The organism is Defluviimonas sp. D31 (assembly GCF_033436765.1).
Lineage (GTDB): Bacteria > Pseudomonadota > Alphaproteobacteria > Rhodobacterales > Rhodobacteraceae > Albidovulum.
Genome location: NZ_JAWQFN010000008.1, coordinates 146477 through 172763 on the forward strand (window position 1 = coordinate 146477; position 26287 = coordinate 172763).

General features: G+C 66.5%; 24 protein-coding genes and 1 tRNA gene. 11 read left to right on the forward strand and 14 right to left on the reverse strand.

Features of this window, described 5'->3' with window-relative positions:
* Position 1: 1 nt before the first annotated feature.
* From R5H32_RS15060 to R5H32_RS15075, 4 genes are all read left to right on the forward strand, one after another.
* Positions 2-721 (forward strand): c-type cytochrome, encoded by a 720-nt coding sequence (locus R5H32_RS15060; protein ID WP_318339509.1) that lies wholly within the window; start codon positions 2-4, stop codon positions 719-721.
* Between the two features lie 23 nt (positions 722-744).
* Positions 745-2010, forward strand: coding sequence for an NAD(P)/FAD-dependent oxidoreductase (locus R5H32_RS15065; RefSeq protein ID WP_318339510.1), 1266 nt, complete (start codon positions 745-747; stop codon positions 2008-2010).
* 38 nt (positions 2011-2048) lie between these two features.
* The gene (locus tag R5H32_RS15070) at positions 2049-2480 is read left to right on the forward strand and encodes a DUF302 domain-containing protein (protein ID WP_412099030.1); all 432 of its coding nucleotides are present in this window, start codon (positions 2049-2051) and stop codon (positions 2478-2480) included.
* A 76-nt stretch (positions 2481-2556) separates the two neighbouring features.
* Positions 2557-3606 carry a YeeE/YedE family protein gene (locus R5H32_RS15075; RefSeq protein ID WP_318339512.1) on the forward strand — a complete coding sequence of 350 codons (1050 nt, stop codon included), beginning with the start codon at positions 2557-2559 and terminating at the stop codon, positions 3604-3606.
* A 105-nt stretch (positions 3607-3711) separates the two neighbouring features.
* On the opposite strand, the gene R5H32_RS15080 is transcribed toward R5H32_RS15075, so the two are convergent.
* The 4 genes from R5H32_RS15080 to R5H32_RS15095 are packed head-to-tail and all read right to left on the reverse strand — an operon-like array spanning position 3712 to position 7352.
* Entirely contained in the window at positions 3712-3972 is a 261-nt protein-coding gene (locus tag R5H32_RS15080; protein WP_318339513.1) for a hypothetical protein, read from the reverse strand.
* 52 nt (positions 3973-4024) lie between these two features.
* Positions 4025-5452, reverse strand: a complete 1428-nt coding sequence (locus tag R5H32_RS15085) for an ABC transporter permease subunit (protein WP_318339514.1) — start codon at positions 5450-5452, stop codon at positions 4025-4027.
* Complete coding sequence (locus tag R5H32_RS15090) at positions 5449-6360, reverse strand: ABC transporter permease (RefSeq protein ID WP_318339515.1); 912 nt, start codon at positions 6358-6360, stop codon at positions 5449-5451. The genes R5H32_RS15085 and R5H32_RS15090 overlap by 4 nt, the downstream gene beginning before the upstream one ends.
* Complete coding sequence (locus R5H32_RS15095; protein WP_318339516.1) at positions 6357-7352, reverse strand: ABC transporter ATP-binding protein; 996 nt, start codon at positions 7350-7352, stop codon at positions 6357-6359. The genes R5H32_RS15090 and R5H32_RS15095 overlap by 4 nt, the downstream gene beginning before the upstream one ends.
* A gap of 292 nt (positions 7353-7644) precedes the next feature.
* On the opposite strand from R5H32_RS15095, the gene R5H32_RS15100 reads away from it, so the two are divergent.
* On the forward strand, positions 7645-8106 hold the full coding sequence (locus R5H32_RS15100; protein WP_318339517.1) for a GNAT family N-acetyltransferase: 462 nt from the start codon (positions 7645-7647) through the stop codon (positions 8104-8106).
* A 10-nt stretch (positions 8107-8116) separates the two neighbouring features.
* Here R5H32_RS15100 and R5H32_RS15105 read toward each other — a convergent pair whose 3' ends face one another.
* Entirely contained in the window at positions 8117-8788 is a 672-nt protein-coding gene (locus R5H32_RS15105) for a DNA-3-methyladenine glycosylase I (RefSeq protein ID WP_318339518.1), read from the reverse strand.
* A 110-nt stretch (positions 8789-8898) separates the two neighbouring features.
* Between R5H32_RS15105 and R5H32_RS15110 the strand changes: the two genes are divergently transcribed.
* Positions 8899-8975, forward strand: a tRNA-Arg gene (locus tag R5H32_RS15110).
* 360 nt (positions 8976-9335) lie between these two features.
* Here R5H32_RS15110 and R5H32_RS15115 read toward each other — a convergent pair.
* Positions 9336-9917 carry a GNAT family N-acetyltransferase gene (locus R5H32_RS15115; RefSeq protein ID WP_318339519.1) on the reverse strand — a complete coding sequence of 194 codons (582 nt, stop codon included), beginning with the start codon at positions 9915-9917 and terminating at the stop codon, positions 9336-9338.
* Positions 9918-10091: 174 nt separating this feature from the next.
* Between R5H32_RS15115 and R5H32_RS15120 the strand changes: the two genes are divergently transcribed.
* From R5H32_RS15120 to R5H32_RS15135, 4 genes are all read left to right on the forward strand, one after another.
* Positions 10092-10445, forward strand: coding sequence for a cupin domain-containing protein (locus R5H32_RS15120; protein ID WP_318339520.1), 354 nt, complete (start codon positions 10092-10094; stop codon positions 10443-10445).
* A gap of 85 nt (positions 10446-10530) precedes the next feature.
* On the forward strand, positions 10531-12198 hold the full coding sequence (locus R5H32_RS15125) for an amidohydrolase (protein ID WP_318339521.1): 1668 nt from the start codon (positions 10531-10533) through the stop codon (positions 12196-12198).
* Positions 12199-12496: 298 nt separating this feature from the next.
* On the forward strand, positions 12497-13264 hold the full coding sequence (locus R5H32_RS15130; protein WP_318339522.1) for a GNAT family N-acetyltransferase: 768 nt from the start codon (positions 12497-12499) through the stop codon (positions 13262-13264).
* A 333-nt stretch (positions 13265-13597) separates the two neighbouring features.
* Complete coding sequence (locus R5H32_RS15135) at positions 13598-13843, forward strand: hypothetical protein (protein ID WP_318339558.1); 246 nt, start codon at positions 13598-13600, stop codon at positions 13841-13843.
* Here the strand turns inward: R5H32_RS15135 and R5H32_RS15140 are convergent.
* The 6 genes from R5H32_RS15140 to R5H32_RS15165 are packed head-to-tail and all read right to left on the reverse strand — an operon-like array spanning position 13726 to position 20419.
* Positions 13726-13980 carry a transposase gene (locus R5H32_RS15140; RefSeq protein WP_318339523.1) on the reverse strand — a complete coding sequence of 85 codons (255 nt, stop codon included), beginning with the start codon at positions 13978-13980 and terminating at the stop codon, positions 13726-13728. The genes R5H32_RS15135 and R5H32_RS15140 overlap by 118 nt on opposite strands.
* A complete protein-coding gene (locus R5H32_RS15145) occupies positions 13973-15238 on the reverse strand; it encodes an aminotransferase class V-fold PLP-dependent enzyme (protein WP_318339524.1) in 1266 nt (421 codons plus the stop codon). Before R5H32_RS15145 ends, R5H32_RS15140 begins: the two co-directional genes overlap by 8 nt.
* 29 nt (positions 15239-15267) lie before the next feature.
* On the reverse strand, positions 15268-16281 hold the full coding sequence (locus R5H32_RS15150; RefSeq protein WP_318339525.1) for a glutamate cyclase domain-containing protein: 1014 nt from the start codon (positions 16279-16281) through the stop codon (positions 15268-15270).
* Entirely contained in the window at positions 16278-17543 is a 1266-nt protein-coding gene (locus tag R5H32_RS15155) for an aminotransferase class I/II-fold pyridoxal phosphate-dependent enzyme (protein WP_318339526.1), read from the reverse strand. The genes R5H32_RS15150 and R5H32_RS15155 overlap by 4 nt, the downstream gene beginning before the upstream one ends.
* Positions 17540-19030 carry an aldehyde dehydrogenase family protein gene (locus tag R5H32_RS15160; protein WP_318339527.1) on the reverse strand — a complete coding sequence of 497 codons (1491 nt, stop codon included), beginning with the start codon at positions 19028-19030 and terminating at the stop codon, positions 17540-17542. Before R5H32_RS15160 ends, R5H32_RS15155 begins: the two co-directional genes overlap by 4 nt.
* 12 nt (positions 19031-19042) lie before the next feature.
* Positions 19043-20419, reverse strand: a complete 1377-nt coding sequence (locus R5H32_RS15165) for an aminotransferase (protein ID WP_318339528.1) — start codon at positions 20417-20419, stop codon at positions 19043-19045.
* A 105-nt stretch (positions 20420-20524) separates the two neighbouring features.
* Here R5H32_RS15165 and R5H32_RS15170 point away from each other — a divergent pair, with 105 nt between their 5' ends.
* Positions 20525-21451, forward strand: coding sequence for a LysR family transcriptional regulator (locus tag R5H32_RS15170; protein WP_318339529.1), 927 nt, complete (start codon positions 20525-20527; stop codon positions 21449-21451).
* A gap of 3 nt (positions 21452-21454) precedes the next feature.
* On the opposite strand, the gene R5H32_RS15175 is transcribed toward R5H32_RS15170, so the two are convergent.
* Both R5H32_RS15175 and R5H32_RS15180 read right to left on the reverse strand, forming a co-directional pair.
* A complete protein-coding gene (locus R5H32_RS15175; RefSeq protein WP_318339530.1) occupies positions 21455-23866 on the reverse strand; it encodes an FAD-dependent oxidoreductase in 2412 nt (803 codons plus the stop codon).
* A gap of 4 nt (positions 23867-23870) precedes the next feature.
* Positions 23871-26285, reverse strand: coding sequence for an FAD-dependent oxidoreductase (locus tag R5H32_RS15180; RefSeq protein WP_318339531.1), 2415 nt, complete (start codon positions 26283-26285; stop codon positions 23871-23873).
* Positions 26286-26287: the final 2 nt, after the last annotated feature.

The following is a 26287-nucleotide window of genomic DNA, read 5'->3' on the forward strand; positions in this document are numbered from 1 at the left end:
GATGGCCGGGCGGGGCGCGACATGCCTCGCCCTTTGCCTAGCGCTCGCCGGGGCGCCGGGCACGACCGCTCTGCGCGCGGCCGAGATCGGCGATGCCGAACGCGGGGCCGAGATCTTCGGCGAGTGCTCTGGCTGCCACGAGATCGGGCCGGAGGCTGAGAACGCCATAGGTCCCAAGCTCAACGGCGTCTTCGGCAGACGCGCCGCCGCCGTCGACGGGTTCGCTTATTCGAAAAGCCTGACCCGCGCCGGGCGGGACGGCCTCATCTGGACGCTCAAGACCCTCGACGCCTATGTCGCGAACCCGCGCACGTTCGCCTCGGGGACGCGCATGTCCTATCCTGGCCTGAAGGACGAGACCAACCGCGCCGACCTCCTCGCTTTCCTGCGCGATTACTCCGACCGCCCGCGCGACATCCCCGAGGCGGAGCCGACCGCGCGCCGCAGCCTGCCCGAACTGCCGCCGGACATCCTCGCCTTGAAGGGCGATCCGGCCTACGGCGAATACCTCGCGGGCGAATGCCAGACCTGTCACCGCGCCGATGGAGGGGATGCCGGCATCCCTTCCATCACGCGCTGGCCCGAGGAAGATTTCGTGCTGGCCATGCACGCCTACAAGCAGAAGCTGAGGCCGCACCCGGTCATGCAGATGATGGCCGGGCGCCTTGCCGAGGAAGAGATCGCGGCGCTCGCCGCCTATTTCGCGACCTTGACGGAGTGATTTCAATAACGGGAGGAATGACGATGACGATGCAGAGACGCGGATTTCTTGGCACGATGGCGGCGGCCGGTGCGGTGCTCGGGGCGCCCGCCGTCTTCGGGCAGGCGAAGCCCCGGGTGGTCGTCATTGGCGGCGGTGCGGGCGGGGCCACCTGCGCGCGCTACATCGCGAAGGATTCCGAGGGCGCGATCGACGTGACCCTCGTCGAACCCAGCGAGGTCTACTACACCTGCTTCTTCTCCAACCTCTACCTAGGCGGCTTCCGCGACTTCGAGAGCCTCGGCCACCGCTACGACAAGCTCGCCTCCGACTATGGCATAACGCTTGCCCGCGACATGGCGGCGGGTGTCGACCGCGATGCCGGAACCGTGACGCTGGCGGGCGGCGAGGTGCTCTCCTACGACCGGCTCGTCATCGCGCCGGGGATCGACTTCGTCGATGGCTCGGTGACGGGCTGGGATCTTTCCAAGGCCGAGATCATGCCGCATGCCTACAAGGCCGGACCCCAGACCCAGCTCCTCAAGGCGCAGGTGGAGGCGATGCCCGAGGGCGGCACCTTCTGCATGATCGCGCCGCCCAATCCCTACCGCTGCCCGCCGGGACCCTATGAGCGGATCTCGATGGTCGCGCATCTTCTGAAACAGGCGAACCCCTCGGCGAAGATCCTGCTTGTCGATCCGAAGGAGAAATACTCCAAGCAGGCGCTCTTCGAAGAGGGCTGGCAGAGGCACTACACGGGGATGATCACCCGGATCGGCCCGGATTTCGGCGGCGACAAGGTCGAGCTGCGCCCCGAGGCCATGGAGGTGGTGATCGACGGCGAGGTCGAAAGCGTCGATGTCTGCAACGTGATCCCCGGCCAGAAGGCCGGCGCCATCGCCGAAGCGGCGGGCGTGACGGACGATAGCGGCTGGGTGCCGGTCGATCCGCATTCCATGGCCAGCCGCGCCGATCCGAAGGTCTTCGTCCTGGGCGACGCATCGGCGCAGGGCGACATGCCGAAATCCGCCTTTGCCGCGAACAGCCAGGCCAAGGTCGCGGCTATGGTGATCCGGGCCGAACTGCTCGGCTCGAAGGCGTTTCCGGCGAAGTATTCCAACACCTGCTGGTCGCTGATCACCACCGACGACGGCGTGAAGGTCGGCGCTTCCTACGAGGCGACGGACGAGAAGGTCGCCAGCGTCGACAGCTTCATCAGCCAGACCGGCGAAGACGCGGCACTTCGCAAGGCGACCTACGAGGAAAGCCTCGGATGGTACGCGGGCATCACAGCCGACATCTTCGGCTAGGAAGACCGGTTTCCAAACACGGAGGAACTGACATGCAGATGAGATGGAAAGCGGCGCTCGCCGCGCTTGCGGTCTCCGCCACTGGCGCGGCCGCGCAGAACGCGACCACCTACCCCTTCGAGGGCAGCTTCGAGGACGCGACCTTCAGCGTCGAGAGCGCCATCGTCGGCCAAGGCCTGGTGATCGACTATGTCAGCCATGTCGGCGACATGCTCAACCGCACCGGCGCGGACGTCGGCAGCGACGTCAAGATCTTCGACGCGGCCGACATCTTCATTTTCTGCTCGGCGCAGCTATCCCGGAAGGTGATGGAGGCCGATCCGATGAACGTCGCGCACTGCCCCTACGGCATCTTCGTGACCGACAGAGAGGGCGAGGTCGCGATCGGTTTTCGCAACCTGCCCGACGGCCCGATGCAGGAGGTGCAGGCGCTCCTCGATTCCATCGCGCGGGAGGCCGCCGGCCAGTAGGGCAAGAGGTTTGATGCAGGTCATGCCGCGCCACTTGCGCCCGCGCTAGAGGCAGGTCGATGGATCAGGAGACACCATGCTCGAAACGCTGATCGACCGGCTGGGCGAGCCGGTGGTGCTGTTCGGTTCCGGTCTTCTCATCGGCGCGGTGTTCGGCGCGGCGGCACAGCATTCGCGTTTCTGCCTGCGTGGCGCTACGCTCGAAGTGGGAGCGTTCGCCATCGGGCCGCGAATGCTCGTCTGGATCATCGTCTTCGCGACGGCCGTATCGGTCACCCAGGGCGCCGTGGCACTGGGCCTAATCGACGTATCGGCGGCCCGCCAGCTCGCGGCGACCGGCAGCCTGTCCGGCGCCATCATCGGCGGGCTCATGTTCGGCGCGGGCATGATCCTCGCGCGCGGATGCGTGAGCCGGCTGCTCGTTCTCTCGGCCACCGGGAACCTGCGCGCGATCATGACCGGCCTCGTCGTCACGCTCGTGGCCCAGGCGAGCCTCCGCGGCGTTCTCTCGCCCGCCCGGGAAGCCCTCGCGCGGCTTTGGATGGTCGAGGGCGGCGTCGGCCGCAGCTTGGGGGAGAGGTTCGGCATCGGGTCCGGCGCGGCCGCCGCGGTCGCTGCGATCGTCCTTGTCGCCGCAGTCGTCGCGGCCTTCCGGCGGGCGCCGGCACCGAGCCATGTCCTCGCGGCGATCTTCGTCGGCCTTGCGGTCGCGGCCGGCTGGATCGTGACGTCCAGCGTGGCGGCGGTGTCGCTTGAGATCGTGCCGGTCTCGAGCATCACCTTTACGGGCCCGTCGGCCGACACGCTGATGGGGCTCGTGAACGAACGCTATCTGCCCCTCAGTTTCGCCGTTGGCCTCGTGCCCGGCGTGTTCGCGGGATCGCTGGCCATGTCGCTCGCCACGCGCGAATTCGGTATCGCGCGCTTCGGTCCCGACGCCCCGATGGACCGTTACCTGATCGGGGCCGTGCTCATGGGCTTCGGCAGCATGCTCGCCGGCGGCTGCGCTGTCGGAGCGGCGGTGTCGGGAGGCGCGCTCCTGTCGCTCACCGCCTGGGTCGCGGGGGCGTCGATGTGGATCGGGGCCCTTCTGATGCCACTCTTCATCCCGTCGCTCGCCAAGTAGAGGGCGCGTTGGCCAAGCCGGTCGAGGTTACATGAATACGCCGGGATGCCGTCGCGTTTCTTTCGGGCAGCGCGACGGCGGCAGACGGCCAGATGATCGCAAATCTCAAGGCGCGCGGCGAATCGCCGTGACAACCGCCATCGTGAGAGCTGATCCGGCGAAGCCGGCGATCGCGGGATCGGCCAGATCCCCGACATTCATGAAGTCGAGCGTGTCAAAGACCATGCCACCGGCGAGCCCTCCCGCCAGGCCGGCCGCTATGTTGCCGACCAGACCGAAACCCTTGGCGAACATGCTCGCAAGCCCGCCCATGATCGCGCCGCTGATCAGGCTTACGATCGAATCGATACTCATCAAGTATTCCATTGGCAGATCTCCCCACACGTAAACGGTTCATGTGTTCGACTGTGACAGAGGGTCATCTGGCGGCCCCGGCGGCATCGTTGCCGCGCCGCCATCTTCTGGACCGGCGGGAAAGCAGCGAGAGGAGGATCAGCGCGACCGGCACACCGATCGCAACCGGCAGCACGCCGGCAGGGTTGGAGCTTTCGAACGGCAAGACCGTCAGATGGAGGCCGGGACTGGACACGGGCTGGCTCGTCGCCTCGGGGCCGTCGGGCGTCGGGACGACCGTCAGATAGACCAGGAAGTCGCCTTCCAGGATCGCGTCGACGACCCAGGACTGCTCGACGGACTCGCCCGGCGCGATCGGGTCGAGCGCCTGGGTCCGCTCGGGGGACCAGTCCTCGGGATCGACCGGATCTCCGATCTGGGTCTTGATGATGTTCATCGCGACGTTCAGCGGCACAGATGGCCGCGGCCCGTTGTTCACCACGGTCGTGGTGAACTCGACCTCGTCGCCGGCGTTCACCGTCTTGTACTTGAGGTCGATCCCGATCTCGAGCGCCTGCCCCGGGACCCATTCCTGCGCCGGAGCCGGCAAGGGCGACAGGAACGACGCCGCCACCGCGACCAGAACGGCCACCGCCGCGCCCTTCCCGCCCTTGCCGAACAGCCGCGGCGCGCCGCCGTCGAGCCGCATCCGCGGGGCGGCATAGCCGAACAACACGACGAGGATGACCGCGGCCGACAACAGGGTCGCGACGAGATAACCCGACTGCTCCGCGAGGGTACGGTTATTGACGAGTAGCTTCTCGATAAACGCGCTGGTGGCCTGCAGGGGATTCAGTTGCTGGATGAAGTAGCCGAGGTCTCCCTTGTGGGCGCCGCCGGGAAACTGGGTCGGTATGAGCAGGATCACATAGATCAGCAGGCAGGCGAGCAGGCTCTTCTTGTTCGACTTCGACCAAATGCTGACCAGCATGCCGAACCCGGTGAACGCCGCCGCGAGGACCGTTCCCAGAAGTGTTCCGATCACGACCGCCTGGCCGAAGACCGCGTCCCCGCGCGCGACGACGGCCATGTAGGGTATCGAAAGGATCAGTGCCGCCGGCCAGGGCGAGATCGCCGCGAGGAACTTGCCGAGCACGATCTGGCTGCGGCTCGCCGGGGTGAGAAGCAGAGCTTCGAGCGTGGCGCGCTCGCGTTCGCCACTGATGCTGTCGGCACCGAGGATCATGCTGATCAGCACGCCGAACGAGACGCTGCCCAGCAAGGTCAGGTAGACCATCTCGGCTGCGGGAATCGCGCTGATCTGGCTTTCGGTGTTCTGCAGGACCGCCGCGGTCGACATCAGGATGCTGAACAGGATGAGCAGGATCAGCACGCGGCCGCCGATCCAGAGGTCGATCAGCTCCTGCTTGGCGATGATCCACCAGAGCGGCGGAGCGGATGCGGGGTCAGGTTGCACGGGCTGCCGCGCGGACGCATCTTTTTGAAGGCTCATTTGCTCCCCCCCGCTGAGTTGCCCGGCGTTCCGGTGTCGCCGCCCCGCGCGTCCGACTTCCTGCGCGCTGCTCCCGATCCGAATCGGAACGGATTTGCGGGCTCCAGCCCGAGGCGCGGCGCAGCGTAGATCAGAAGAACGCCGAGCAGCAGCGCGATGAAGACGGCCGGCACCACGAGAAAGGCCCAGAGCTCACCGGGCGGCCGGTTGTCTACGAGCACACTCCTCAGGAACCGGCGCGACGCATCCACCGGGTTGACGACGGACAGGATGTATCCCGCGGTCGTGTTCTGGAATTCGGTGGGAAGCTGCGCCGGCAGGAGCGCCAGGACGTAGATCAGCAGCGTTGCCGACAGGCTGACCTTGGTCGAGCGAGACCAGATGCTGATCAGCATTCCAAGACCGATGAACGTGATCGCCAGGAGCGTTCCGACAATCGCGCCCCAGAAGAGAACCGGGCCGAGGATCGGGTCGCCCTTCGACAACACGATCAGGTACGGCGCGGACAGGGCCAGCGTCACCGGCCACGGCGACAGGGCGGCCAGAAACTTGCCCCAGACGATCTGGCGCCGCGAGACCGGCGTGAGCAGCAGCGCCTCCAGCGTCGCGCGTTCCCGCTCCCCGCTGATGCTTTCGGCGGCGAGGACAAGACCGGTGAAGAGCCCGAAGGTGATCGCGGCGAGAAGTGCCACCAGCACCGTTTCGTTCAGCGGGAGCAGCTGTATCTCGTTGTTGGTCGCCACCAGATAGGCCGTGATCGACATCAGCACGCTGAACAGGATCAGCAGGTTGAGCACATGCCCCCCTGCCCAGAGTTCGGTGAGCTCATGCCGGAACACGGTCCAGCCGAGAGAATTTTCGGGAGCGGCACGCGCCGTCTCATCTCCCGCGTTGGACCGGGCGTTCATTCGATCGCCTCGGCGGTCAGTTCGAGGAACACGTCCTGCAAGCGGCGGCCCTCGACCTCGAGCCCGATGACCGGGATATCCGCGGCGATGAGCGCCGCGAGCACCGGGTTCAGGCCGCGATCTTCGGGACGCGCGTCGGGATCTTCGGGGCCGGCATGGTCCACGACCAGCCAGCCGGGATCGGTTTCGTTCGGCATCGCCCCGGTGACGCCCGGCACCGACCGCAGAACGGTCGCGGCACCGGCCACGGCGTCTTTCGGAACGCGGATGCGCGCGGCCACCCGGTTGTCGAGCGCGCGTTTCGCGCGGCGGGTGACCTGGGCCACGGTGCCTTCCGCCACCACCCGTCCCGCATTCAGAATGACGAGGTCGTCGCAGGTATTCTCGATTTCCGGCAGCAGGTGGCTCGACAGGACGACGCCGGCATTGCGCTCATGCGCGATGCGCCGGATCAGCGCCAGCAATTCCGTCTGCCCTCGCGGATCGAGCCCCAGCGTCGGCTCATCCAGAAAAACGACCGCCGGATCGTTGACGAGCGCACGGGCAATCCCCAGACGCTGCCGCATGCCGTGAGAGAATGTGCCGATCGCCGAGTCGACCCGGTTCTGCATACCCACGTCCTTGAGCAGCGCGAGGCCCACGCTCCGGGCCTCGTCCGCCGAACGCCCGAACAGGCGACCGAAATAGACCAGGTACTCGATCGCGGTGACGCCGTTCGGAAACCCCAGTCCTTCGGGCAGAACACCGATCTTGCGGCGGATCTTCTTGGGGTCCTTCGAACTGACACCGGCCACCGAGAAATCGCCCGATGTCGGCTCCAGCATTGTCGTCAATATCCGGATCGTCGTCGTCTTGCCCGCGCCGTTGGGGCCAAGGAAACCCAGCACGCGCCCCGGCTGCAGAGAGAACGTCAACCCGCGAAGGGCCGGCCCGGCGCCGTAGGATTTGCACAGATTACTCGCCGTGAGGACCGGGCTGCGGGTGCCGGGCAACTCTGCGCCGGACGGGTTTGCCTGAGAACGGGTGTCTGGCACCATATGAAACAACCTCATCGCAAAAGAGATTTCGGCTGATACAGTTAGAGTAGCCCAGCGATCGACAACGCGTCGATATAGTTCTTGGGGGTAGTCAGATCGGCTAGGTCGGTTCCGGCTGCCGCCGGATCCGGGTGTTCGGCTCATCAGGGCTCCGGCCCCGGCGCGGTGCCGGCTTCCCCGGCGGCGGCGCGGGGCATTGATTTCCCGCCTGTAATGGTGTGGCTTGGCGACCGAAAGGAACCGCCTCATGACCACGATCCGCCCCGAGAGCCCTCTGACGACCGATCTCGCCCTGCTGATGGAGCGTCACACCGCCGCCATGCATGCGGAAACCCCGCCCGAAAGCATCCACATGCTCGATGCGCATGCGCTCGCAGGGCCGGACATCGACTTCTTCGTCATGCGCGAGGACAACCGGCCGGTCGGAATGGGGGCGCTGAAACGAATCGACGCAACCCATGCCGAGATCAAGTCGATGCACGTCCTGGCCGAACTTCGCGGCCGCGGTCTGGCGCAGGCGATGCTAGATCATTTGATCGTGGCGGCGCGCGCGGCAGGTTACGGGCGGCTCAGCCTCGAGACCGGCAGCGAACCTCTCTTTGCCGCCGCACGCGGTCTCTACGCGCGGGCGGGGTTCGAGGAATGCCCTCCCTTCGAGGGCTACCGGCCCGATCCCAATTCGGTCTTCATGACGCGCGCACTCGGCTGAGGCCGGAGGGTCAGTCGCCCACGCTCATCGCGAGGATCTGGCTGATCTCGGTCAGGCTGCGGCCAGACTGAGCGCGCCAGTGGTTGAAGGCTTCCTGTACCGCCGCAAGGTCACGCTTGGACGTCGGTGCCTTGTCGACGACACCTTCGGCGATCAGCCGGGCGATCACATCGGCCGAAAGAATGAAGGCGTCACTTCCCATCAGACGCAGCACCCGCTGGCCGGTCACGCCGCCGAGCCGGGCCCCGCGCTTCGCCATGAGTGCGGTTAGACCGACCTGATCCTCGTCCGGCCAGTCGCTGAAGAACCGGGCGGCGCTGCCATGCTCGCGGGCGAGGTCGGTCAGGAAGACCGCGTTGGCGATGACGGCGGCGATCTTGGCGCCATTGCGGACGATGCCGGTGTCTGCAAGCAGCCGGTCCATGTCCCGATCGCCGTAAAGCGCGACCCGGGCGGGATTGAAGCCATCGAAGGCGGCTTCGAACCCGTCCCATTTCGCCTCGATCACCTTCCAGTGGAAACCGGCCTGAAACAGGCACTTGGCCATCGCCGAAAGCCAGCGATCATCGGAAATCACGGTGAGCGCCTCGCGTGAGAGGGGCTTCGCGAGCCGCGCCTCGAGGTCGGAAGGACCGCCCTTCCGAGCTGCCGCGATGGCAAAGATCTCGTCGAAATCACGCATAGGACGCCTCCGGTCTGTACGCGCCCGACGAGCCCGGTCCGCGCACCCGGAATGCTGGCCCGACAGGAGCCTTGCACGCAAGGGGCGTGACCCGCTAAAGGAAGCGAAGCGGTCCCGTAGCTCAACTGGATAGAGCAGCTGACTTCTAATCAGCAGGCTGAGGGTTCGAGTCCTTCCGGGATCGCCAACTTCTCCCTTGTGTCAACGGCCTTACGCCGCGACCCCTCGAATTTCCACTATCCATATGATAAATAAAATTATTATCAATCACTCTGGGCTCGCAACCGGACTCTCCCTAAACGTCGCTCGGGTCCAAACCGCAGCTTCAACGCGCCTACGCCACGATCACCGGAGCGCGATCTCAGCCTCGACCCGCAGAAAGACCGGTCCGAAATCCTGCCCATCATGTGAAAACCGCGCGACTCGTGCGGCGGCCAGCATGGCCCTCGGGGAGTTTCGGTGTATCCCGGTCTCGCGGGTCAGCGTCGTCAAGCTGACGAAGCGCCGGTGACCCGGCTCACTCCGAATGCGGCCCTGCGTCGCCGGATCAGGTGGCTCTGACGGGCTTCGTGAAAAAGATCCATTCGCTCGCATCGACATCCCAGTCGCCTTTGACGACTGGACGGCGGGCGACCTGCCGGTAACCCTTCGCCGAATAGAGGCGGAGCGCATCCAGATGCGTGTCCTCTGCGATCAGGCTGATGGTGTCGTGACCGGCGGCGGCTGCGATTTCTTCGGCATGAGTCAGCAACGCGCTGCCCAAACCCTTGCCGCGAAAGGCCTCGTAGGTGGCCAGAACATTCAGGTACCACGACCCTGGCGCGAGAGCTTCCAGCTCCAGAAGCGGCACGAAGATCGGCGGCGTGTCCGGATCGATCGGGCCAGGTTCCGCCTCGGCTGCATAGCCCAGAAGGCAGGCGGCGACCGCGCCGTCGACCTCGGTCAGCCAAGCGTTGCGGTAGGAGAAGTTCCCCGTCTCGCGTGCCGCGCGCTCCTGACCGAGCGCCCAGGGGTCACCCTCCGGGCCGACCGTCTTTCGCCAGAAATGCAGCGGAAGGTCGTCTGCCGCCATGTTGATGAAGCGCACCAGATGCGCGGCATCCGATGCTCTGGCCTTACGGATGTCCATACTCATCCCCTGTCCCTGCCTGTGCCTTTCGCGCGCTTTGGTCTTTGACTGATTTCGCGCCCGCTCGCCAGCCCCTTAGGTGATCGCGCACCCGCTCGGATCATCTGGCTTGCGCTATGCGCGGGCGCCGCCTACCAAGTGCGGTGACCAACGAGCCGCCTGATGAGGATAGATATGAGCGATACGGTTTTCCGCTTCCCCGAACCGGGTCCTGAGCCCATCACCACCGACCTGGATGGCTGGACCAAGACCGAAGGCAATCCCACGATGCGCTACTGGGTGCAGCACGCCTCGCTCGATGGCAGCATGATCTCCGGCACCTGGGAGGCGACGACCGGCACCTGGCACGCGAGCTACCAGTTCTACGAGTTCGTTCACCTGATCGAGGGCCGCATCACCATCACCCCCGACGGCGGCGCCCCCGTCACTCTGACGCCTGGCGACGCCTTCGTGGTCGAGCCGACCTTCAAGGGCACCTGGACCATCGAGGAGCCGGTACGCAAGCACTTCGCCATCAAGCTGAAGTAAGCCACGCCGCCGCTCCGGTGACCCGTCCGCGCCTCCGACGGGGGCGGTCGAACCGCTGCGCGGGTATTCTCGGGATACGACCCACATGACCACCGCCGATCTGATCCTGACCAATGCCCGCGTCTTGACCATGGACCCGGGCCACCCCCGCGCCGAGGCCGTTGCCCTTGCCGGTGAGCGCATCCTCGCGGTGGGCGGCGCGGCGGAGATAGCGGCATTGGCCGGCCCGGGGACGAGTATCATCGACGCGGGCGGACGGACGGTTCTGCCCGGCTTCTTTGAAGGGCACCTGCATGTGGGTCTTGGCGGCGCAGACCTGACGCATCTGCACATCGGCCATCTGCACGGCGCCGACGCGGTAGCCGCCGCCTTCCGCAGCTTCGCCGCGGCGAACCCCGAGATGCCGCTACTCATGGCGCAGGAGGCGCATTACGGCATCCTCGACAGGCCCGCCACGCGCCACGACCTCGACGCGATGATCGCGGACCGCCCCATCGCGATGATGTCGCCCGACCTGCATACCGTCTGGGCCAACACCGCCGCGCTGGAGGCCGCCGGGCTTCTTCATGGCGCCGAGATGCCGCATGGCCACGAGGTCGTCATGGGTGCTGACGGCCTCGCCACCGGCGAACTGCGCGAGTTCGAGGCCTTCGGCCCGCTGATCGCCTACTCGGGCGAAGGGCGCATCAACCTCGGCATTGCTACGGGCGAGGAGCCCGATCCCCGGCCCACGGAGACCGAGCGTGCCGCCGACAAGGCACTGCTTCTGAAGGGGATGATGCATTGCGCCGCGCATGGCGTGACCAGCCTCGTCAACATGGACGGCAACCGCTACACGCTGGAACTGCTCGCCGAGATGCGCGCGGAGGGCACGCTGGCCCTGCGGGTCAAGGTGCCGTTCCATTTCAAGCCTCACATGGGGCTGGACGCGCTCGACCGCGCCTCGGCCATGGCGGCGGAATTCGACGATGACTGGATCAGTTCCGGCTTCGTCAAGATGTTCATGGACGGGGTGATCGACAGCAGGACCGCCTACATGCTCCGGGACTACCCCGACCAGCCCGGCCATCGCTCAGAGCCGCTGTTCCCGCCGGAGCGCTTCGATGAGATCGCCACGGAGATCGACCGGCGCGGCTTGCAGATCGCGGTTCATGCCATCGGCGACGGCGCGGTTCGGACGGTAATCGACGGCTATCAGGCTGCCCGCGCCGCCAATGGCCCTCGCGACAGTCGCCACCGCATCGAACATATCGAGTTGATCGACCCCGTCGACATCCCCCGGCTGGGGACGCTCTGCGTCACCGCGAGCCTGCAACCGCCCCATGCGCCGGGGGCGATGGATTTCCCGTTGCAGCCGACATTGTCGCGGATCGGCGCAGAGCGTTGGGCGGATGCCTACCTGTGGCGCAGCCTGACCGAAGCCGGCGCCCCCGTCGCCTTCTCCAGCGACTGGCCCGTGGCTGACGTCTCGGTGCTTCGCGGCATCGCGGCGGCATTGACGCGCGAGCCCTACGACGGCGCCCGCGACGAGCGACTGTCCCTGATGGAAACGCTGCACGCCTACACGGCGGGCGGTGCCTGGGCGGCGCATCGCGACCACATGACGGGAACCCTGCGCCCCGGGCTCGCCGCCGATCTCGTGATGCTGGGCGGGGACATCGAAGCCACGGACCCGAGCCGGATCTCCGAACTGGGAGTGTCCCTGACCATATGCGGTGGGCGCATTATCCACGCCCCTGGAGTACCGGCCTGACGCAGCGCGGGGAGCGCCACTCCCGAGGCGAAGACCACCCTTGTCACCGCAACAGCTTCCTCGGGCAGCCAGCTTGCTGTGCGTCATCCGGCGCGGCATTCGGATATGAATGGGCCGAACTCATCGACGAAGGCCCGACGCAGGGGACGGGTTTCGTATCTTCGGTGCCGAGCGCAACACCCCGAGGAAAGATTCTCCGGAACCGGACTCGGTCTGATGTATGATTTCGGATGATTCCCGGGCGCAGGGGTTGGTTGGGGGTTCAGACGTGTCGTCAGATGCAGAGCTTCTTGGAAGGATGGACGCGAGTCTTGTCGCCTATTGGGGTGCATACGCCTTGGCCGATGGATCGCGTTACGAGGTAATTCCAGGCGCGGTTTGCCTCTACACACCAATTCCGCATTGCCTTTTCAACTCGGTGATCCTGATGACGGGCGAGCAAACCACCATTGATCGTGCGTTGGAGAGCGCCGGAAAGAGTATTGAGGAAAGAGGTACGCCGGTTCTCTGGCGGCTGAGTGCAGTTGCTTCATCAGATGCCGTAAGGGACAGGCTCGCTGACGCCGGTCTCGAGCGGGAAGGCAGTGATCCGGCTATGCTCAAGGACCTTTCAGACTTGTCCGACGGACCGAAAGTCGAAGGACTGACGGTGCGTCCCGTCGAAGGTCGAAAGGGTCGTTATGATTGGGCGTGGCTAACCTGCGATGCGTTTGAACTCACCGACGATGTCCGCGAAGCGATGAGTCGTTGCGAAGCGGCGATTCCGGAGGAAAAATTCGAAAGCCAGCCGCGCTACGTTGGATACCTCGAGGGAGAACCGGTGGCCGTAAGTTCCCTGGTGATGGCCGCTGATCTGGCAGGTGTTTACGCCGTTGCCACTTTGCCGGCGGCGCGAAAACTCGGGATCGGAACGGCAATGACGCTTCACGCGATGGCTGAAGGTAAACGGCGGGGAGCAAGGCACGCCGTCCTGCAGGCGACCGAAATGGGGCGCCCCGTGTACGAACGGCTCGGATTCTCAAAGGTCCACGAGTACGAGCTCTTTCTTCAGCACGAGACCGTTTGAGCTGACTTCTCCTATGTTAATGCTGCCGGTTCTCGCTCTGGCAGGCCTCAGGAAGTGCAGCCTTGTCCTCATGTTGGATGGCAGTGCGCCATCGGTTCTGCGATGCGGCCCAAACGGCTGCCAACGAGAGTGCAGGAACTCGGCGCGGCCGCTTTTCGCCTGTCCGGTTTGGTGAAGGAATTCCGATGCGGGACGGGGTGTGAGTGGTCGGCTTGGAGCTTGGTCGGCCCGCGTTGGAAATCCTGCCAAGGTGGAAGATGCCGGGGGCCGGGAGCTGTCTTTGGGAAACCATGCCGGCGTGCATGGCCGAAATCTGTGTCGAGCTCCGAACGGATGGGCCGGCACCGCCTCGGTTCCGCCGAAGAGAGGTTTCCCGAAGACACCATACTCGATCTTGCAAGGCGGAGCGATGTAAGCGGCGAAAAGCTGAAGCTCACCGCCTTGTGCCGCGCCGCCAACCCTTACAGAAAAAGCCAGCGCGACAGACGCGAGAAGACCCGGCTGCAACGAAAGAACCCGTGGTGGCAGGCGAGCCATCGCCTGCACTCCGGCGACAGGCCGCCTGGGACCATCATGTGAACATGCGGGTGATGGGTCAGCGCCGATCCCCAGCTGTGCATAGCGCGGGTCATGCCAACAACGGCGCCAAGGAGCCGGGGATCAGCCGCGATTGTCGAGGTCAACGGCGATGGTGGGCCGCGGCGGGCTTCAGGCATTCACGCGACAAACGATCCCCTCGAGCGCTGCCAGAAACTGAGAAACTTCACGCTCGCTATTGTAATGGCAGATAGACACGCGGATGCAGTCAGGCAGACCCAGGGGATCGAGGATGTTGCGCGAGTAGTGGTCTGCTTTTCGGGTGTGCGTCCGGATGCCCTGCTCGTTCAGCCGCGCCACGACATCAGGCGAAGGCATGTCCTTCACGACAATCGACACAAGCCCCTCGCGCGCCGGGTTGTCCGCGCCGCCAATGATGGTGACGTTTTCCATCTCCTTGAGGCCCTTGATGTTGCCCGTGCCGTGGATCATCGCGTCCGTGAGCCGCTTCTCGTGGGCGTGGATCGCTTGGCCCGCAGCCTCGATCCGGCGGCGGCGGTCGGTCTCTTGTGACACCTCGCTGCCGAGCCAGTCGAAGTAAGCCACAACGTCCGACATGGTCGCGTAGGCACCGGTATCGCGCGTGCCGAACTCCCAGCCCTTGACCGGCGCGTCGATCAGCATGTCGTGCGGCAGGAGCGAGAGCCGGTCCGAGATCCAGGCGACTCCGTAGCCGTGGCGCGAGAAGACCTTGTAGGGCGAGATCGCGTAGCCGTCGACGCCGTAGCTGTCGATGTCGAGCTGGCCGTGGGCGGCATGCTGGATGCCGTCGACAATGATCACGCAGTCGGGCGCGACCTTGCGGATCGCCGCTGCGACGGCGGCCACATCGACACCCATTCCGGTCACGGGCGATGTGTGCAGGATCGTCGCTACCGCTACATCGGGCGTCACATGCGCAGCGTAAGCTTCGGCTGTTACGGTGCCGGTTGTGTCATCATGCTTGACGTTGACGTAGTCGAGCCCGGCGATCTCGGCCCACCGACGCGCCGCTGAACGCGAGGCCGGATGTTCGAGCGAACTGCCAAGCACCTTGGCCCCTTTCGGCGCGTTGACGCAGGCGGTGCGGATCATTCGGAACAAGAGTTCGGTCCCGCTTTCGCCGACGAAGAACTGCCCCGACGAGGCGTTCATCAGCACGGCCATGTCGGCCTTCGCACGGTTGATCACCTCGACGAGCGCATGGCTCGCCGGGTTGTCGCGCCCCTGGTTGTCCGGGATCGCGGCGAACTTTGCCGAGGTCTCGACGACCGATTTCAGCGTCAGCGCGCCACCGGCATTCTCGAAGAAGATGCGGGGGCCCTGGTAGGGGCATTCCTCGACATGGTGAAAGCGGCTGCGGATCTTTTCGAGAAGGTCGGGAGTGATGTCGGTCATGGGTCTTTCTCGTCTGGGAATGCCCGGGGTCACAGGGCGCGGGATATGATCGTCTGGCAAAGCGTCGCGACGCCGATATGGGCGGCGCGGGGGAAACCGTCGACGGCATCGTCGATGATGCCGTGGGTGGAGTTGATGAGGCCGGCCGCCACCATCGCGTCGAGCAGGCGCGCTTCGGCTTCGGCCGTGTGGACGAGCCTGGGATTTCCGGCACGGACGGCCATCGCGGCGGCAATCGCGGTGCAGCCCCAGTTCGAACAGGCTGCCGTCACGAGGACGTCGCAGCCGGTCGTCGCGCAGATGCCGCCTCCGCAGCCGCACTTGCACTTCTCGCCATAGGGCACATGCGCGCGAACGTGCTCCGCGACCTTGCCCATGCCGATCTCGTTGCCGCCATCGCCGACCGCCACGACCGGGATGCCTCTCTGAAGCGCCTCATCGACGAGGAAATCGACCCGCGCGCGGCCCATGCCGTAGTCGATGCCGCGCATCGAGTGATAGACGCCCCTGTCGTTGCGCCCGACGCGTTCAGTCGAAAAGAGCAGGTCCGGCGCGAGCGCGTCGAGCATCGCGGGTGCGGCGGCCCGGCCTTCCTCGTCGGTCGTGGGATAGGGCATCATCACGACGGTGGCGAGGCTCCGGTCCTTTTGCGCGATCCGCGCCTGATCGAGGCCGACGGGGAAGAGGCCCGCCGCGACCATGACCGCGCGGATCGCCGGGATCAGCGTCTCCTCGCAAAGGACGATGCAGGCCGCGTTGCGTTCGAGGACGAGCGCTCGGGCGATCGCCGCCGCGCCGGACGGACCGTCGTTCTCGCCCAGCTCCGGCGTGATCCAGGCACGCGACACGGAGCCGGTGGTGATCACCACGGTGCCGCCCATCGGCACCGCCATCAGCGCATCGGCAGCGGTGCCTGCGAGCGAGCCGCCCTGCAGGTCTCGGGCGGCGGCGAACAAGGGCTCCACCCCGCGCTCGCCGATGTCGATGTTGACGAGCCGGTCGAGCCGGTCGTCGAGCCGTGCGATCAGTTTCCGGTCGGTCATTTCCCCTCTCCGAACAGGAGCGCCGAGAACCAGGTCTCGTCCTCGAGATGCGCCGCCACCTCGTCCATGGCTCCGACCAGGCACCCGGCGACCGCCGCTGCCCCGCCCGCGCGCGCCACGGCGCCGGTCGTGGGCTTCAGCCGGATCGAGACACGTCCACCGGGCTGACCATGGGTGTTCACGGTCACGATGCCCTTGGCGCGCAGCATGAGCATGCCCACCGCCGCTGCGACCTCGGCCGGCACGCGCGCCGACCTCTCGGCGCCCGCAAGCTCCAGCACCCGCGCGAACAGGTCCTGTTCGTCGATCTTCGGGCCAAGGGCCGAGCGGTGGACGAGGCCGCCGCCCAGCGCCGCCTCCAGCGCTTCCGACAGGTCGAGACCGTCGCGGGCCTCTTCGAGCAGCATTTCCGCGGTGAAGGCGTGAAGGCTGCGCATCGCGCCGACCGCGATCGGCGCGCGCGCCTCCATGCCAAGCTCGCTGGCCCTGGCGATGACCGGCACCAGTGTATCGCTCGCGCCGCAGAGCACCCCGGCGCGCGGGCCGGTCAGCCCGGCCTTGTCGGTATTGGTGACCACGAGATCGGCTCCGAACGACAGCGACGGCGCGCCGCCGTGGATCACCGGGCGGAAGCGCGCGCCGTAGGCTTCGTCGAGGAACACCTTGCAGCCCGCCGCCCGCGCGGTCTTGACCGCAACCGCGGTCAGCTCGTCCGGCAGCATGGCGAGTTCAGATGTGACCGTGGTGACAATCAGCAGCTTCGGCAGGTGGGCCGCGAGCAGGCGCTTCAGCTCCGGCAGATCATGCACCTCGACGACCGGCACGCCGGCCAGTCTCGCCCCGCGCGACACCGAGGCGTGTGAGCGGTCGCCTCCGGGCACAAGGGACAAGACTGGCCGACCGCCGGACAGCGTGAGGATCGCGGCAACGATCCCGGCGCTGGTACGGTTGACGACGGCGACCGCCTCGGAGCCGTCGCCGCCCATATGGGAAATCGCCGCCTGCCGGAGTTCCTCGCCGTAAAGGCCGGGACCGATCCATTCTTCGCAGATTTCCGGCAGATCGGCCGCCGTTGCAGGGAAGAAGCGCAGGTTGCCGGTGCAGATCGCCACCTTCTCCATGCCCTCGCGCGCAACGAACTCCGCCGCGATCTGGCCGGCGCGGCGGAGGCGGCGGACCTCGTCGGTCGAAGAGGCCAGAAGCCGCCCCCGCGCGTAGCCGACGCCGGGATCGACTTCGTTGCCGAAGCGGTCCGAGGTCATCCGGCCTGCTCCACGTTGATGGTGACGCATTTGCGGTAGGTATAGGCCTCGAGCGCGCCCTCGATCGAGTATTCGCTGCCCGTGCCCGACTGCTTTGTGCCGCCGTAAGACATGCCCGGGATCTGGCCGCCGCCCTGATTGACCTGGATCCAGCCCGCGTCGATGGCGCGGGTGAGCCGGGTGATCCGGCTGATGTCGTGGGTGAAGATGAAGGCGGCGAGCCCGTAGTGAGTGTCGTTGGCCATGGCGATCGCCTCGGCCTCGGTCTCGAACGGGATCGCGACCATGACCGGGCCGAACACCTCCTCCCGGACGATGCGCCAGCTGTTGTCGACGCCGGTGATGATGGTCGGGCCGGGCAGGAAGCCCGCCGGGTTCTCGGCCGGGGTTTCCCCGATCAGGAAGTCCGCGCCTTCCGCTTCGGCCTCGGCCACGAAGTTGCGGATCTCGCCGTAGCGTTCCGCGTTGATGACCGCGCCCATGTCGACGTCGGGGTCGAGCGCGTCGCCGACCTTGAGGGCTGCCGCCTTCTCCGCCACCTTGGGCATAAGCACGTCCCAGATGTCCTTGTGTACGAAGAGCCGCGAGCCGGCGGTGCAGCTTTGCCCCTGCCGCGCGAAGCGCATCGCATTGGCGACCTGTTGCGCGGTGGCGTCGAGCCTTCCGTTCTCGATCGCGTCGGGGAACACGATGGTCGGCGACTTGCCCCCGAGTTCCAGCGTGAGCTTGGCAATGCGGTCGGCGGTCGCGCGTCCGATGAGCCGGCCCACCTCGGACGAACCGGTAAAGGAGATCTTGTCCACGCCGGGATGCGAGGCAAGTGCCGCGCCTGCCTCTTCGCCAAGCCCCGTCACGACGTTGAAGACGCCGGGCGGGAACAGGCCGTCGGCAAGCTCGGCGAGCTTCAGGATCGCGAGCGGCGCATCCTCGGCGGGCTTCAGCACCAGGCAGTTGCCGGTGGCGAGCGCCATGGAGATCTTGACCGCGCCAAGTTGCAAGGGCGAGTTCCAAGGGATGATCGACCCGACCACGCCATGCGGTTCGCGCGTCGAATAGCTGAAGAGGCCGGGGCCGAGCGGCAGCGTCTCGCCCTTCTGTTCGACCGCGACGCCGCCGTAGTATTTCAGCACGCCCGCGGCCCCCATCGCCTCGCCGCGGGACTGGGTCTTGATCGCATTGCCGGATTCGGCGGCGAGGACGCGGGCGACCTCCTCGGCGTTCTCCTCGAGCCGGCGACCGAGTTCCGCAAGGCGCTTGCCCCGCTCGGAGGCCGCGAGCGCGCGCCAAGCCGGAAGTGCGGCGCGGGCGGCGGCGACGGCGAGATCGATCTCGGCCTTCGCGCCGCGCCCGACCTCGCAGATGGGCGTCCGGCGCGAGGGATTCTCGACCGTCAGCTTCCGCCCGTCCGCGGGCCAATGCCATTTGCCGTCGATATAGCATCCGGCAAGCCCCGCCTGCGGCAGTTTCGGCTCCAGCAACTCGGCCATGTCTTACTCCCTTCAGATCTTGTTCTTCACCACCGCCCAGGCGTCGTCCAGCGCCCCCTTGAAGCGCTCGGTCGCGAGGTCGATTTCCTCCTCGTTGATGATCAGCGGCGGCATGAAACTTATCCGGTCGCCGATCGCGCGAAGATAGAGCCCCCGATCATGCGCGAAATCCTGCACCAATGCGCCGACCTTCCAGGCCGGGTCGAAGGGTATCCGCGCCTTGGCGTCCCTCATCAGCTCGAAGCCGCAGAACAGCCCCACGCCGCGCACCTCGGCCACCAGCGGATGGTCCTGCAGGGCGTGGCACCGTTCGAGGAAGCGCTTCGAGACCTTGCGCACATGGCCGATCAGGTCGATCTCGTCGTAAATGTCGAGCGCCTGGAGCGACACCGCCGCGCCGACCGGGTGGCCGGCATAGGTGTAGCCGTGCCCGAAGACGCCGACCTCGTCGGAGTTGCGCATCATCTCGGCATAAAGCTCGTCCTTGAACATCAGGGCCGAGATCGGGAAGAACGCCGCCGACAGCGCCTTGGCGCAGCTCACCATGTCGGGCTTGAGGCCCCAGGTCTCGGCCCCCCACATGTTGCCCGTCCGGCCGAAACCGCAGACGACCTCGTCGACGAGGAAGGTGATGCCGTACTTGCGGATGACCGCCTGCATCTCCTCCCAGTAGCCCTTTGGCGGCATCAGCGCGCCACCGCCGGAGATCGCGGGTTCGGCGAAGAAGGCGGCGACCGTCTCCGGCCCCTCGCGCAGGACCAGCTCCTCGAAGCTCCGCGCCATCCGGGCCGAGAACTCTTCCTCGCTCTCGCCGTCGATGTGGAAGCGGTAGTAGTTCGGCAACTCGGTGTGCTTGAACTCCGGCAGGGGCAGGCCGAACTTCGCGTGCATGTGCGGCTGGCCCGACAGCGACACGGTCGCGATCGTATTGCCGTGATAGCCGCGAATGCGGCCGATGATCTTGCGCCGCTGCGGCTCGCCCCTCGCGGTGTTTGCGTACCAGATGAGCTTGATCGCGGTGTCGTTTGCCTCCGAGCCGGCGCACTGGAACATCACCCGGTTCATTCCGCCCGGCGCCATGCCGATCAGGCGTTCGCCAAGTTCGGCCACGCGGGGATGCGAGCGGTTGTAGAAGGTCGGCGCGAAGGGCAGCGTGTTCATCTGCCGCATCGCCGCCTCGGCGAGCCGCTCGTTGTTATAGCCGAGGCTCACGCAGCCGAGGCCGGAGAACCCGTCGATGATCTCGCGCCCCTCGCTGTCGTAGATGAACACGCCCTTGCCGTGCGTGATCATGGTCGGGCCCTTCTCGGCGTGCTGGCGCAGGTTGGTCTGCGGATGCACGTGATGGGCGATGTCCTGCTCGATGCTGCGCTTCGCGTCGACGTTCATGGCGGTCTCCGGACGAGGAATACCGTAGGAGATCACATTCTATTTGACTGAACGGCAATCTCGAAGTTTTCTCGCTTTCGTGAAACTGATTCATCCAAAGTCGCCATGAAGCCCTATCTCGACCTCCGCCACCTGCAACTGATCCAGGCGGTCATTGAAACCGGGCGCATCACCGATGCGGCCGAGAAGCTCGGGGTCACGCCCTCGGCGCTCTCGCACCGGCTGCGGGAGGCGGAGCGGCGGCTCGACGTGCAGCTCTTCACCCGGATGCACAAGCGCCTGCGCAAGACGCCGGCGGCCGAGTACATGTCGGTCGTCGCCGACCGGATCCTCTCCGATCTGACGCGGGCCGAGGAGGACGTGCGGCGCATGAACGCGGGCATTCATCATGTCGTGCGGCTGTCGGTCGAGGCCTATTCGAACTATCGCTGGCTTCCCGCATTTCTGAAGTACCTCAAGTCGCGCACGACCGGCATCGACCTTCAGATCATGGCCGGCGGCAACCTCAACCCGCTCACCGGGCTGATGAACCGCAATATCGACATCGCCGTTGTCTCGGGCGTTCCGGCACAGGCGGGCGTAAACGCGGTGCCTTTGTTCGAGGATCCGCTTCTTTTCATCATGGCGCCGGGACACCGGCTGGCCGGGCGGGATTACATCGAGGGGAAGGACATCGTCGACGAACCCTTTATCACCTATACCAAGGTTCCAGAGCCCGACCGAGAGTTCGCGCGCCTGTTCCGCCCGACCGAGACCTATCCGAAATGGACGGCAACGGTAGAGCTTCCGGAGGCGATCGTGGAGCTTGTCGCCTCCAATCTCGGCACCAGTGTTTTGGCGGGCTGGGCGCTCCAGACTGCGCTCAAAGAGGGGCGGATCGTCGGCGTTCAGGTAACGCAAGAGGGCATCACCATCCCCTGGTCCGCCGCGTTGCGCAGCGAAGACGCGGGTCCGGACGACCCGATCCGGATCGTCGCCGACCATCTGGCCGAATGGTGCGCGCGGCCGGGATGCGGCCTTCACGTCACCTGAGCGTTACCCCTTCATGCGGGCATTGCCCGGATCATAGAGCGGTCGCAGGCTCGCCGTCGCCTCTACCGGGCGGCCGGCGACCATGATCGTGTAATCCGCCCCGGCGGCGGCCTGCACGCCGCCTTCAGGCAGCACGACATAGCCCATCCCGACCGCGCCGCCGACCGTCCAGCCATAGCTCGCCGAGGTCAGGCGTCCGACGATCTGCCCGTCGCGAAGGACAGGTTCCTTGCCAAAGAGAAGCTTGCCGGGATCGGCGAGGCGGAAGGACAGGAGCCGTGACTTCACGCCCTCCGTGCGGCGCGCGAGGATCGCCGCCTTGCCCGTGAACTCGGTCTCGAAGTCGCAGGCAAAGGTCAGACCCGCCTCGACCGGCGTGTCATGCGGGCCGATGTCGTGGCCCCAGTGCCGAAAGCCCTTCTCGATCCGGCAGCCGTCGACCGCCATGCCGCCGCAGAGACGCGGCGGAGTCTCCGCCGCCATGACCGTCTCGTAGACGTGCTGGGCGAAGTCCGTGGGGATGTGCAGTTCCCAGTCAAGCTCGCCGACATAGGTGATGCGCTGGGCGCGGACCGGGGCGTTGCCGACGAAGATCTCGCGGAACGTGCCGAACGGGAATGCCGCGTCGGAGAGATCGGCGTCGGTCAGCCGGGACAGGAAGTCCCGCGCGCGCGGCCCCATCACGGCCAGCGTCGCCTCGGACGCGGTGACATTGACGACGCTCGTCCCGCCGTCCCCGTGCCGGGCCGTCAGCCAGCGCTCGACCTGCGGCTCCGCGCCGGCCGATGCCATGATCAGGAAGCGGCGGTCGGTGAGCCGGGCCACCGTCACATCGGCCTCGATCCCGCCCGCCTCGTTGAACATGTGGGTGTAGACGAGCACCCCCGGCGTGACCGCCATGTTCGCCCCGCAGAGCCGCTGCATCTCGGTCTCTGCCGCCGGACCGTCGACGAGAAAGCGCCCAAAGGTGAGGTCGATCATCCCGAGATCGCCGCGCAGGGTTTCGTGCTCGGCCTTCCAGGCGTCGAACCAGGGCTGGCGGTCGAACCCCTCGGTGATCCTCGCCCCGTAGACCAGCGGCCGTTCCCAGCCATTGGCGGGTGCGAACTCCGCACCTGCGGCCTTCAACTGGGCGTAATAGGGCGTGCGGCGCAGACCCCGCGCCGCCTCGCGCCGGTGATAGGGCCAGTGCATCGCGTAGGCGAGCGACAGCGTCTCGGCGGCCTTGGCCGCGACAAGTCCGGGCGCGTTCAGGCGCGGATGGATCCGCCGCGCATCGACATCCGTCAGGTCCATCGTCATCCGGCCCGCCATGATCCATTCGGCCAGCGCCTTGCCCGCGCCGGGACCATTCTGGATGCCGGTCGAATTGAACCCCGCCGCGACCCAGAGCCCCGGCACCTCGGTCATAGGCCCGAGATAGTACTTCCCGTCCGGTGTGAAGCTTTCCGGCCCGTTGAAGAACTTGCGGATGCCGGTGCTCGCGAGCGCGGGGATGCGCTCGGCGGCGGCTTCGAGGATCGGGAACAGATGCTCCTCGTTGCAGGGCAGCTCGTCGAACTCGAAATGCTCCGGCAGGCCGCCTGCCGGCTGCCAGGGCGTGGCATTGGGCTCCGAACAGCCGATCAGGAGCTTGCCCGCGTCCGCCTTGTAATAGGTGTATTCGTCCATGACCCTGAGCACCGGCAGATCGCCGGTCACGCCGTCGATCGGGTCGGTCACGACGTAATAGTGGTTGGTGTAGTGCAGCGGGATCGGGGTGCCGTGGCTGAGGCCAAACTCCCGCGCCCACATGCCGGTGGCGTTCACCACATGGGCGGCGCGCACGAAGCCCGCCGAGGTCTCAACCCCGGCGACGCGGCCCTTCCCGGTCACGATCCGCACGACCCTGGTGTCCTCGAAGATCTGCGCACCGTGCAGCCGCGCGCCCTTGGCGAGCGCCATGGTCGTGTCGATCGGGTTCGTGTAGCCGTCGCCGGGAAACCAGAACGCGCCCCTGGCGCCATGCGTGGACAGGAGCGGCCAGCGGTCTTTCGCCGCGGCGGCGGAGATCTCCTCGGCGCGGATGCCGCAGCCATGGGCGTAGTCGACCTTGCGGCGCAGTTCCTCCATCCGCGCTTCGGTCAGCGCAAGCGTGATCGACCCGTTCCGCCTGAACCCGGTGGGTTGGCCGGTCTCCTCCTCGAGCCGCTCCATCAGGTCGAGCCCGTAGCGCGCGAGCGCGGACATGACCGGCACGCCCTGCGTCTCGCTGACGAGGCCTGCGGCATGCCACGTCGTGCCCGAGGTGAGTTTCTTGCGCTCGAAGAGCGCCACGGACCAGCCGGCCCTGGCGAGGTGATAGGCGGTCGCACAGCCGACGATGCCGCCGCCGATGACGGCGACCTGCACCTCCGGGGGGAGCTCTCTGGCCATCGGTCTACCCTTTCAGCCGGGCATTTTCGGGGTCATAGAACGGCAAAATGCGCACGGTCGCCTGCACCGGCTCGCCCAGCACCTCGATCTCGAAGCGGGCGCCGGGATCGGCGGGTATCGTCAGGTATCCGAGCGCGATGCGCTTGCCGATGCGGAAGCCGGTGCCGGCGGAGCTGACATAGCCGACCACCCGCCCGTCCTTCAGGATCGGGTCGGAGGAGAGCGCGTCGGCCCCTTGGCCGTCGAGCTCGAACGCCGTGAAGTGATAGTCGCGCGGCCGGTCGGCACCGGCGAGGAACGCATCGCGGCCGACGAAATCAGTCTTCTTGCGGCTTACGAACCGGTCGAGGCCGGCGTCGTACGGCGTGTACTCGATACCGAAATCCGCGCCCCAGCCGTGATAGCCCTTCTCGATCCGCATCGCGTTCAGGGCGTAGGAGCCGAACTCCACCATCCCCTTGTCCGCGCCTTCCCGCATGATCGCCTCGTAGACGGTCACGAGATCGGCCGAGCGCATGTGCAGCTCCCACCCCAGCTCGCCGACATAGGAGACGCGGAGCGCGACCATAGGGGCGCCGGCCAGCGTGATCTCCCGGACCGACATCCAGGGCGCAGCCTCCTTCGACAGGTCGGCCTCGGTCAGGGGTTGCAGGGTGTCGCGCGACTTCGGCCCCATCACCATCAGCGCCGCGTCGAACCTCGATCCGCGCCGAAGCGTGACGCCGCTGTCCGGCAGGAACTGCGCCATCCAGTCATGGTCGCGCTGATCGGCCAGCGTCGGACCGCAGAGCCGATAGCGGTTCTCGTCGAGCCGGGCGATCGTGGCCTCGGACCAGATCTTGCCCTTCGGCGTCAGCATGTAGCTGAGCTTCACCCGCCCGACCTCCGGCATCGCGCCGCAGAAAACCCGGTCCAGGAAGGCGGTCGCGCCCGGCCCATCCACCTCGTAGCGGGTGAAGCCGCCATGATCCATCACGCCGACATGATCGCGCACGCGCTCGCATTCGGCCCGCACCGCGTCGTGCCATGCCTCGTGCCGTAAACTCAGCTTGCCGTCGTTGCTGACGGTATCGGTCTCGAACCAGAAGGCGCGCTCCCATCCGGCGACTTGGCCAAAGACCGCGCCCTTTGCTTTCAAACGGTCGTAAAGCGGCGTGCGGTTCACCGGCCGCGCCGATTTCCAGATCCGATGCGGATAGGGGATGGCGTATTGGTGCTCATAAAGTTCGCAGGCGCGGGCGACGGTGTAGTCGAAGGTCGCCCAGTCCCCGAACCGGCGCGGATCCCAGGCGGACATGTCCCATTCGGGCTCGCCTTCCGTGATCCATTCGGTGAGCGTCTTGCCCGCCGCTGCCGAATGGGTGATGCCGACCGGGAAGCAGCAGGCATGGTAGAAGTTCGGCAGGCCGAATGCCGGGCCACAGAGCGGCGCTCCGTCCGGCGAATAGGGGATCGGACCGTTCACGAAACGGCTGACCCCCGCCTCGCCCAGGATCGGTATTTGTTCGAGCGCCGCCTCCAGCACCTCGGCGATGTCGTCGACGCTGTCGGGATAGAGCTGGTTGGCGAAGTCGTCGGGCATCCCGTCGAGCCAGGCGGGCCGCCCGGCATGGCCATAGGAGCCAAGAAGCAGCCCGTTCCGCTCGCGGCGCAGGTAGAACATGATGTCGGGATCGCGGACGAGCGGGAAATTGGCCGTGTTGGCTTCCAGTTCGGGCAATGCCTCGGTCACGAGGTACTGGTGCTCGAGCGTCACCACCGGCAGGCTCTGTCCGACCACCTCGCCGACCTGCCGCCCGTAGTAGCCCGAGGCGTTGACGACGACATCGCAGACGACCTCGCCCTTGTCCGTGCTGACCTGCCATTCCCCGGACGGCCGGCGGCTTATCCCGGTGACCTTCGTGAAGCGGACGATCTCGGCGCCGAGATCGCGCGCGCCCTTGGCGAGCGCCTGGGTGAGCTGGCTCGGGTCGACATCGCCCTCATAGGGGTCGAGGATGCCGCCGATGACGCTGCCGCCCGCCCGGTACCAGGGATGCATCGCCTCCATCTCGGCCGGCGAGATCATCGCCATGTCGTAGCCGAGCCCCTTGGAGATGCCGACGAGGTGGTGGAAGAAGTCCATCCGGTCCCGCGTATGGGCCGGCCAGAACGCCCCGGTATGGCGGTAGGTGATCGGATAATCGACGACCCCGGCAAGGTCCTTGTAGAGCCGCCATGCGTAGTTGCCCGCGCGCATCCCGCCCCAGCTCGTCGCATAGGTCGGGATATTGCCCGCCGCGTGCCAGGTGGAGCCCGAGGTGAGCTCGTTCTTCTCGATCAGGAGCGTGTCGGTCACGCCGGCCCTGGCGAGGTGATAGAGCGTCGAGACGCCGACGGCGCCCCCGCCGATGACGACGACTTTGGCTTGTGTTCTCATCG

Bases quoted from the DNA above. Each gene is read 5' to 3' on its own strand.
- R5H32_RS15060 (WP_318339509.1), top strand. From the start codon at position 2: ATGGCCGGGCGGGGCGCGACATGCCTCGCCCTTTGCCTAGCGCTCGCC.
- R5H32_RS15065 (WP_318339510.1), top strand. From the start codon at position 745: ATGACGATGCAGAGACGCGGATTTCTTGGCACGATGGCGGCGGCCGGT.
- R5H32_RS15070 (WP_412099030.1), top strand. From the start codon at position 2,049: ATGAGATGGAAAGCGGCGCTCGCCGCGCTTGCGGTCTCCGCCACTGGC.
- R5H32_RS15075 (WP_318339512.1), top strand. From the start codon at position 2,557: ATGCTCGAAACGCTGATCGACCGGCTGGGCGAGCCGGTGGTGCTGTTC.
- R5H32_RS15080 (WP_318339513.1), bottom strand. From the start codon at position 3,972: ATGGAATACTTGATGAGTATCGATTCGATCGTAAGCCTGATCAGCGGC.
- R5H32_RS15085 (WP_318339514.1), bottom strand. From the start codon at position 5,452: ATGAGCCTTCAAAAAGATGCGTCCGCGCGGCAGCCCGTGCAACCTGAC.
- R5H32_RS15090 (WP_318339515.1), bottom strand. From the start codon at position 6,360: ATGAACGCCCGGTCCAACGCGGGAGATGAGACGGCGCGTGCCGCTCCC.
- R5H32_RS15100 (WP_318339517.1), top strand. From the start codon at position 7,645: ATGACCACGATCCGCCCCGAGAGCCCTCTGACGACCGATCTCGCCCTG.
- R5H32_RS15105 (WP_318339518.1), bottom strand. From the start codon at position 8,788: ATGCGTGATTTCGACGAGATCTTTGCCATCGCGGCAGCTCGGAAGGGC.
- R5H32_RS15115 (WP_318339519.1), bottom strand. From the start codon at position 9,917: ATGGACATCCGTAAGGCCAGAGCATCGGATGCCGCGCATCTGGTGCGC.
- R5H32_RS15120 (WP_318339520.1), top strand. From the start codon at position 10,092: ATGAGCGATACGGTTTTCCGCTTCCCCGAACCGGGTCCTGAGCCCATC.
- R5H32_RS15125 (WP_318339521.1), top strand. From the start codon at position 10,531: ATGACCACCGCCGATCTGATCCTGACCAATGCCCGCGTCTTGACCATG.
- R5H32_RS15130 (WP_318339522.1), top strand. From the start codon at position 12,497: ATGGACGCGAGTCTTGTCGCCTATTGGGGTGCATACGCCTTGGCCGAT.
- R5H32_RS15135 (WP_318339558.1), top strand. From the start codon at position 13,598: ATGGGCCGGCACCGCCTCGGTTCCGCCGAAGAGAGGTTTCCCGAAGAC.
- R5H32_RS15140 (WP_318339523.1), bottom strand. From the start codon at position 13,980: ATGCCTGAAGCCCGCCGCGGCCCACCATCGCCGTTGACCTCGACAATC.
- R5H32_RS15145 (WP_318339524.1), bottom strand. From the start codon at position 15,238: ATGACCGACATCACTCCCGACCTTCTCGAAAAGATCCGCAGCCGCTTT.
- R5H32_RS15150 (WP_318339525.1), bottom strand. From the start codon at position 16,281: ATGACCGACCGGAAACTGATCGCACGGCTCGACGACCGGCTCGACCGG.
- R5H32_RS15155 (WP_318339526.1), bottom strand. From the start codon at position 17,543: ATGACCTCGGACCGCTTCGGCAACGAAGTCGATCCCGGCGTCGGCTAC.
- R5H32_RS15160 (WP_318339527.1), bottom strand. From the start codon at position 19,030: ATGGCCGAGTTGCTGGAGCCGAAACTGCCGCAGGCGGGGCTTGCCGGA.
- R5H32_RS15165 (WP_318339528.1), bottom strand. From the start codon at position 20,419: ATGAACGTCGACGCGAAGCGCAGCATCGAGCAGGACATCGCCCATCAC.
- R5H32_RS15170 (WP_318339529.1), top strand. From the start codon at position 20,525: ATGAAGCCCTATCTCGACCTCCGCCACCTGCAACTGATCCAGGCGGTC.
- R5H32_RS15175 (WP_318339530.1), bottom strand. From the start codon at position 23,866: ATGGCCAGAGAGCTCCCCCCGGAGGTGCAGGTCGCCGTCATCGGCGGC.
- R5H32_RS15180 (WP_318339531.1), bottom strand. From the start codon at position 26,285: ATGAGAACACAAGCCAAAGTCGTCGTCATCGGCGGGGGCGCCGTCGGC.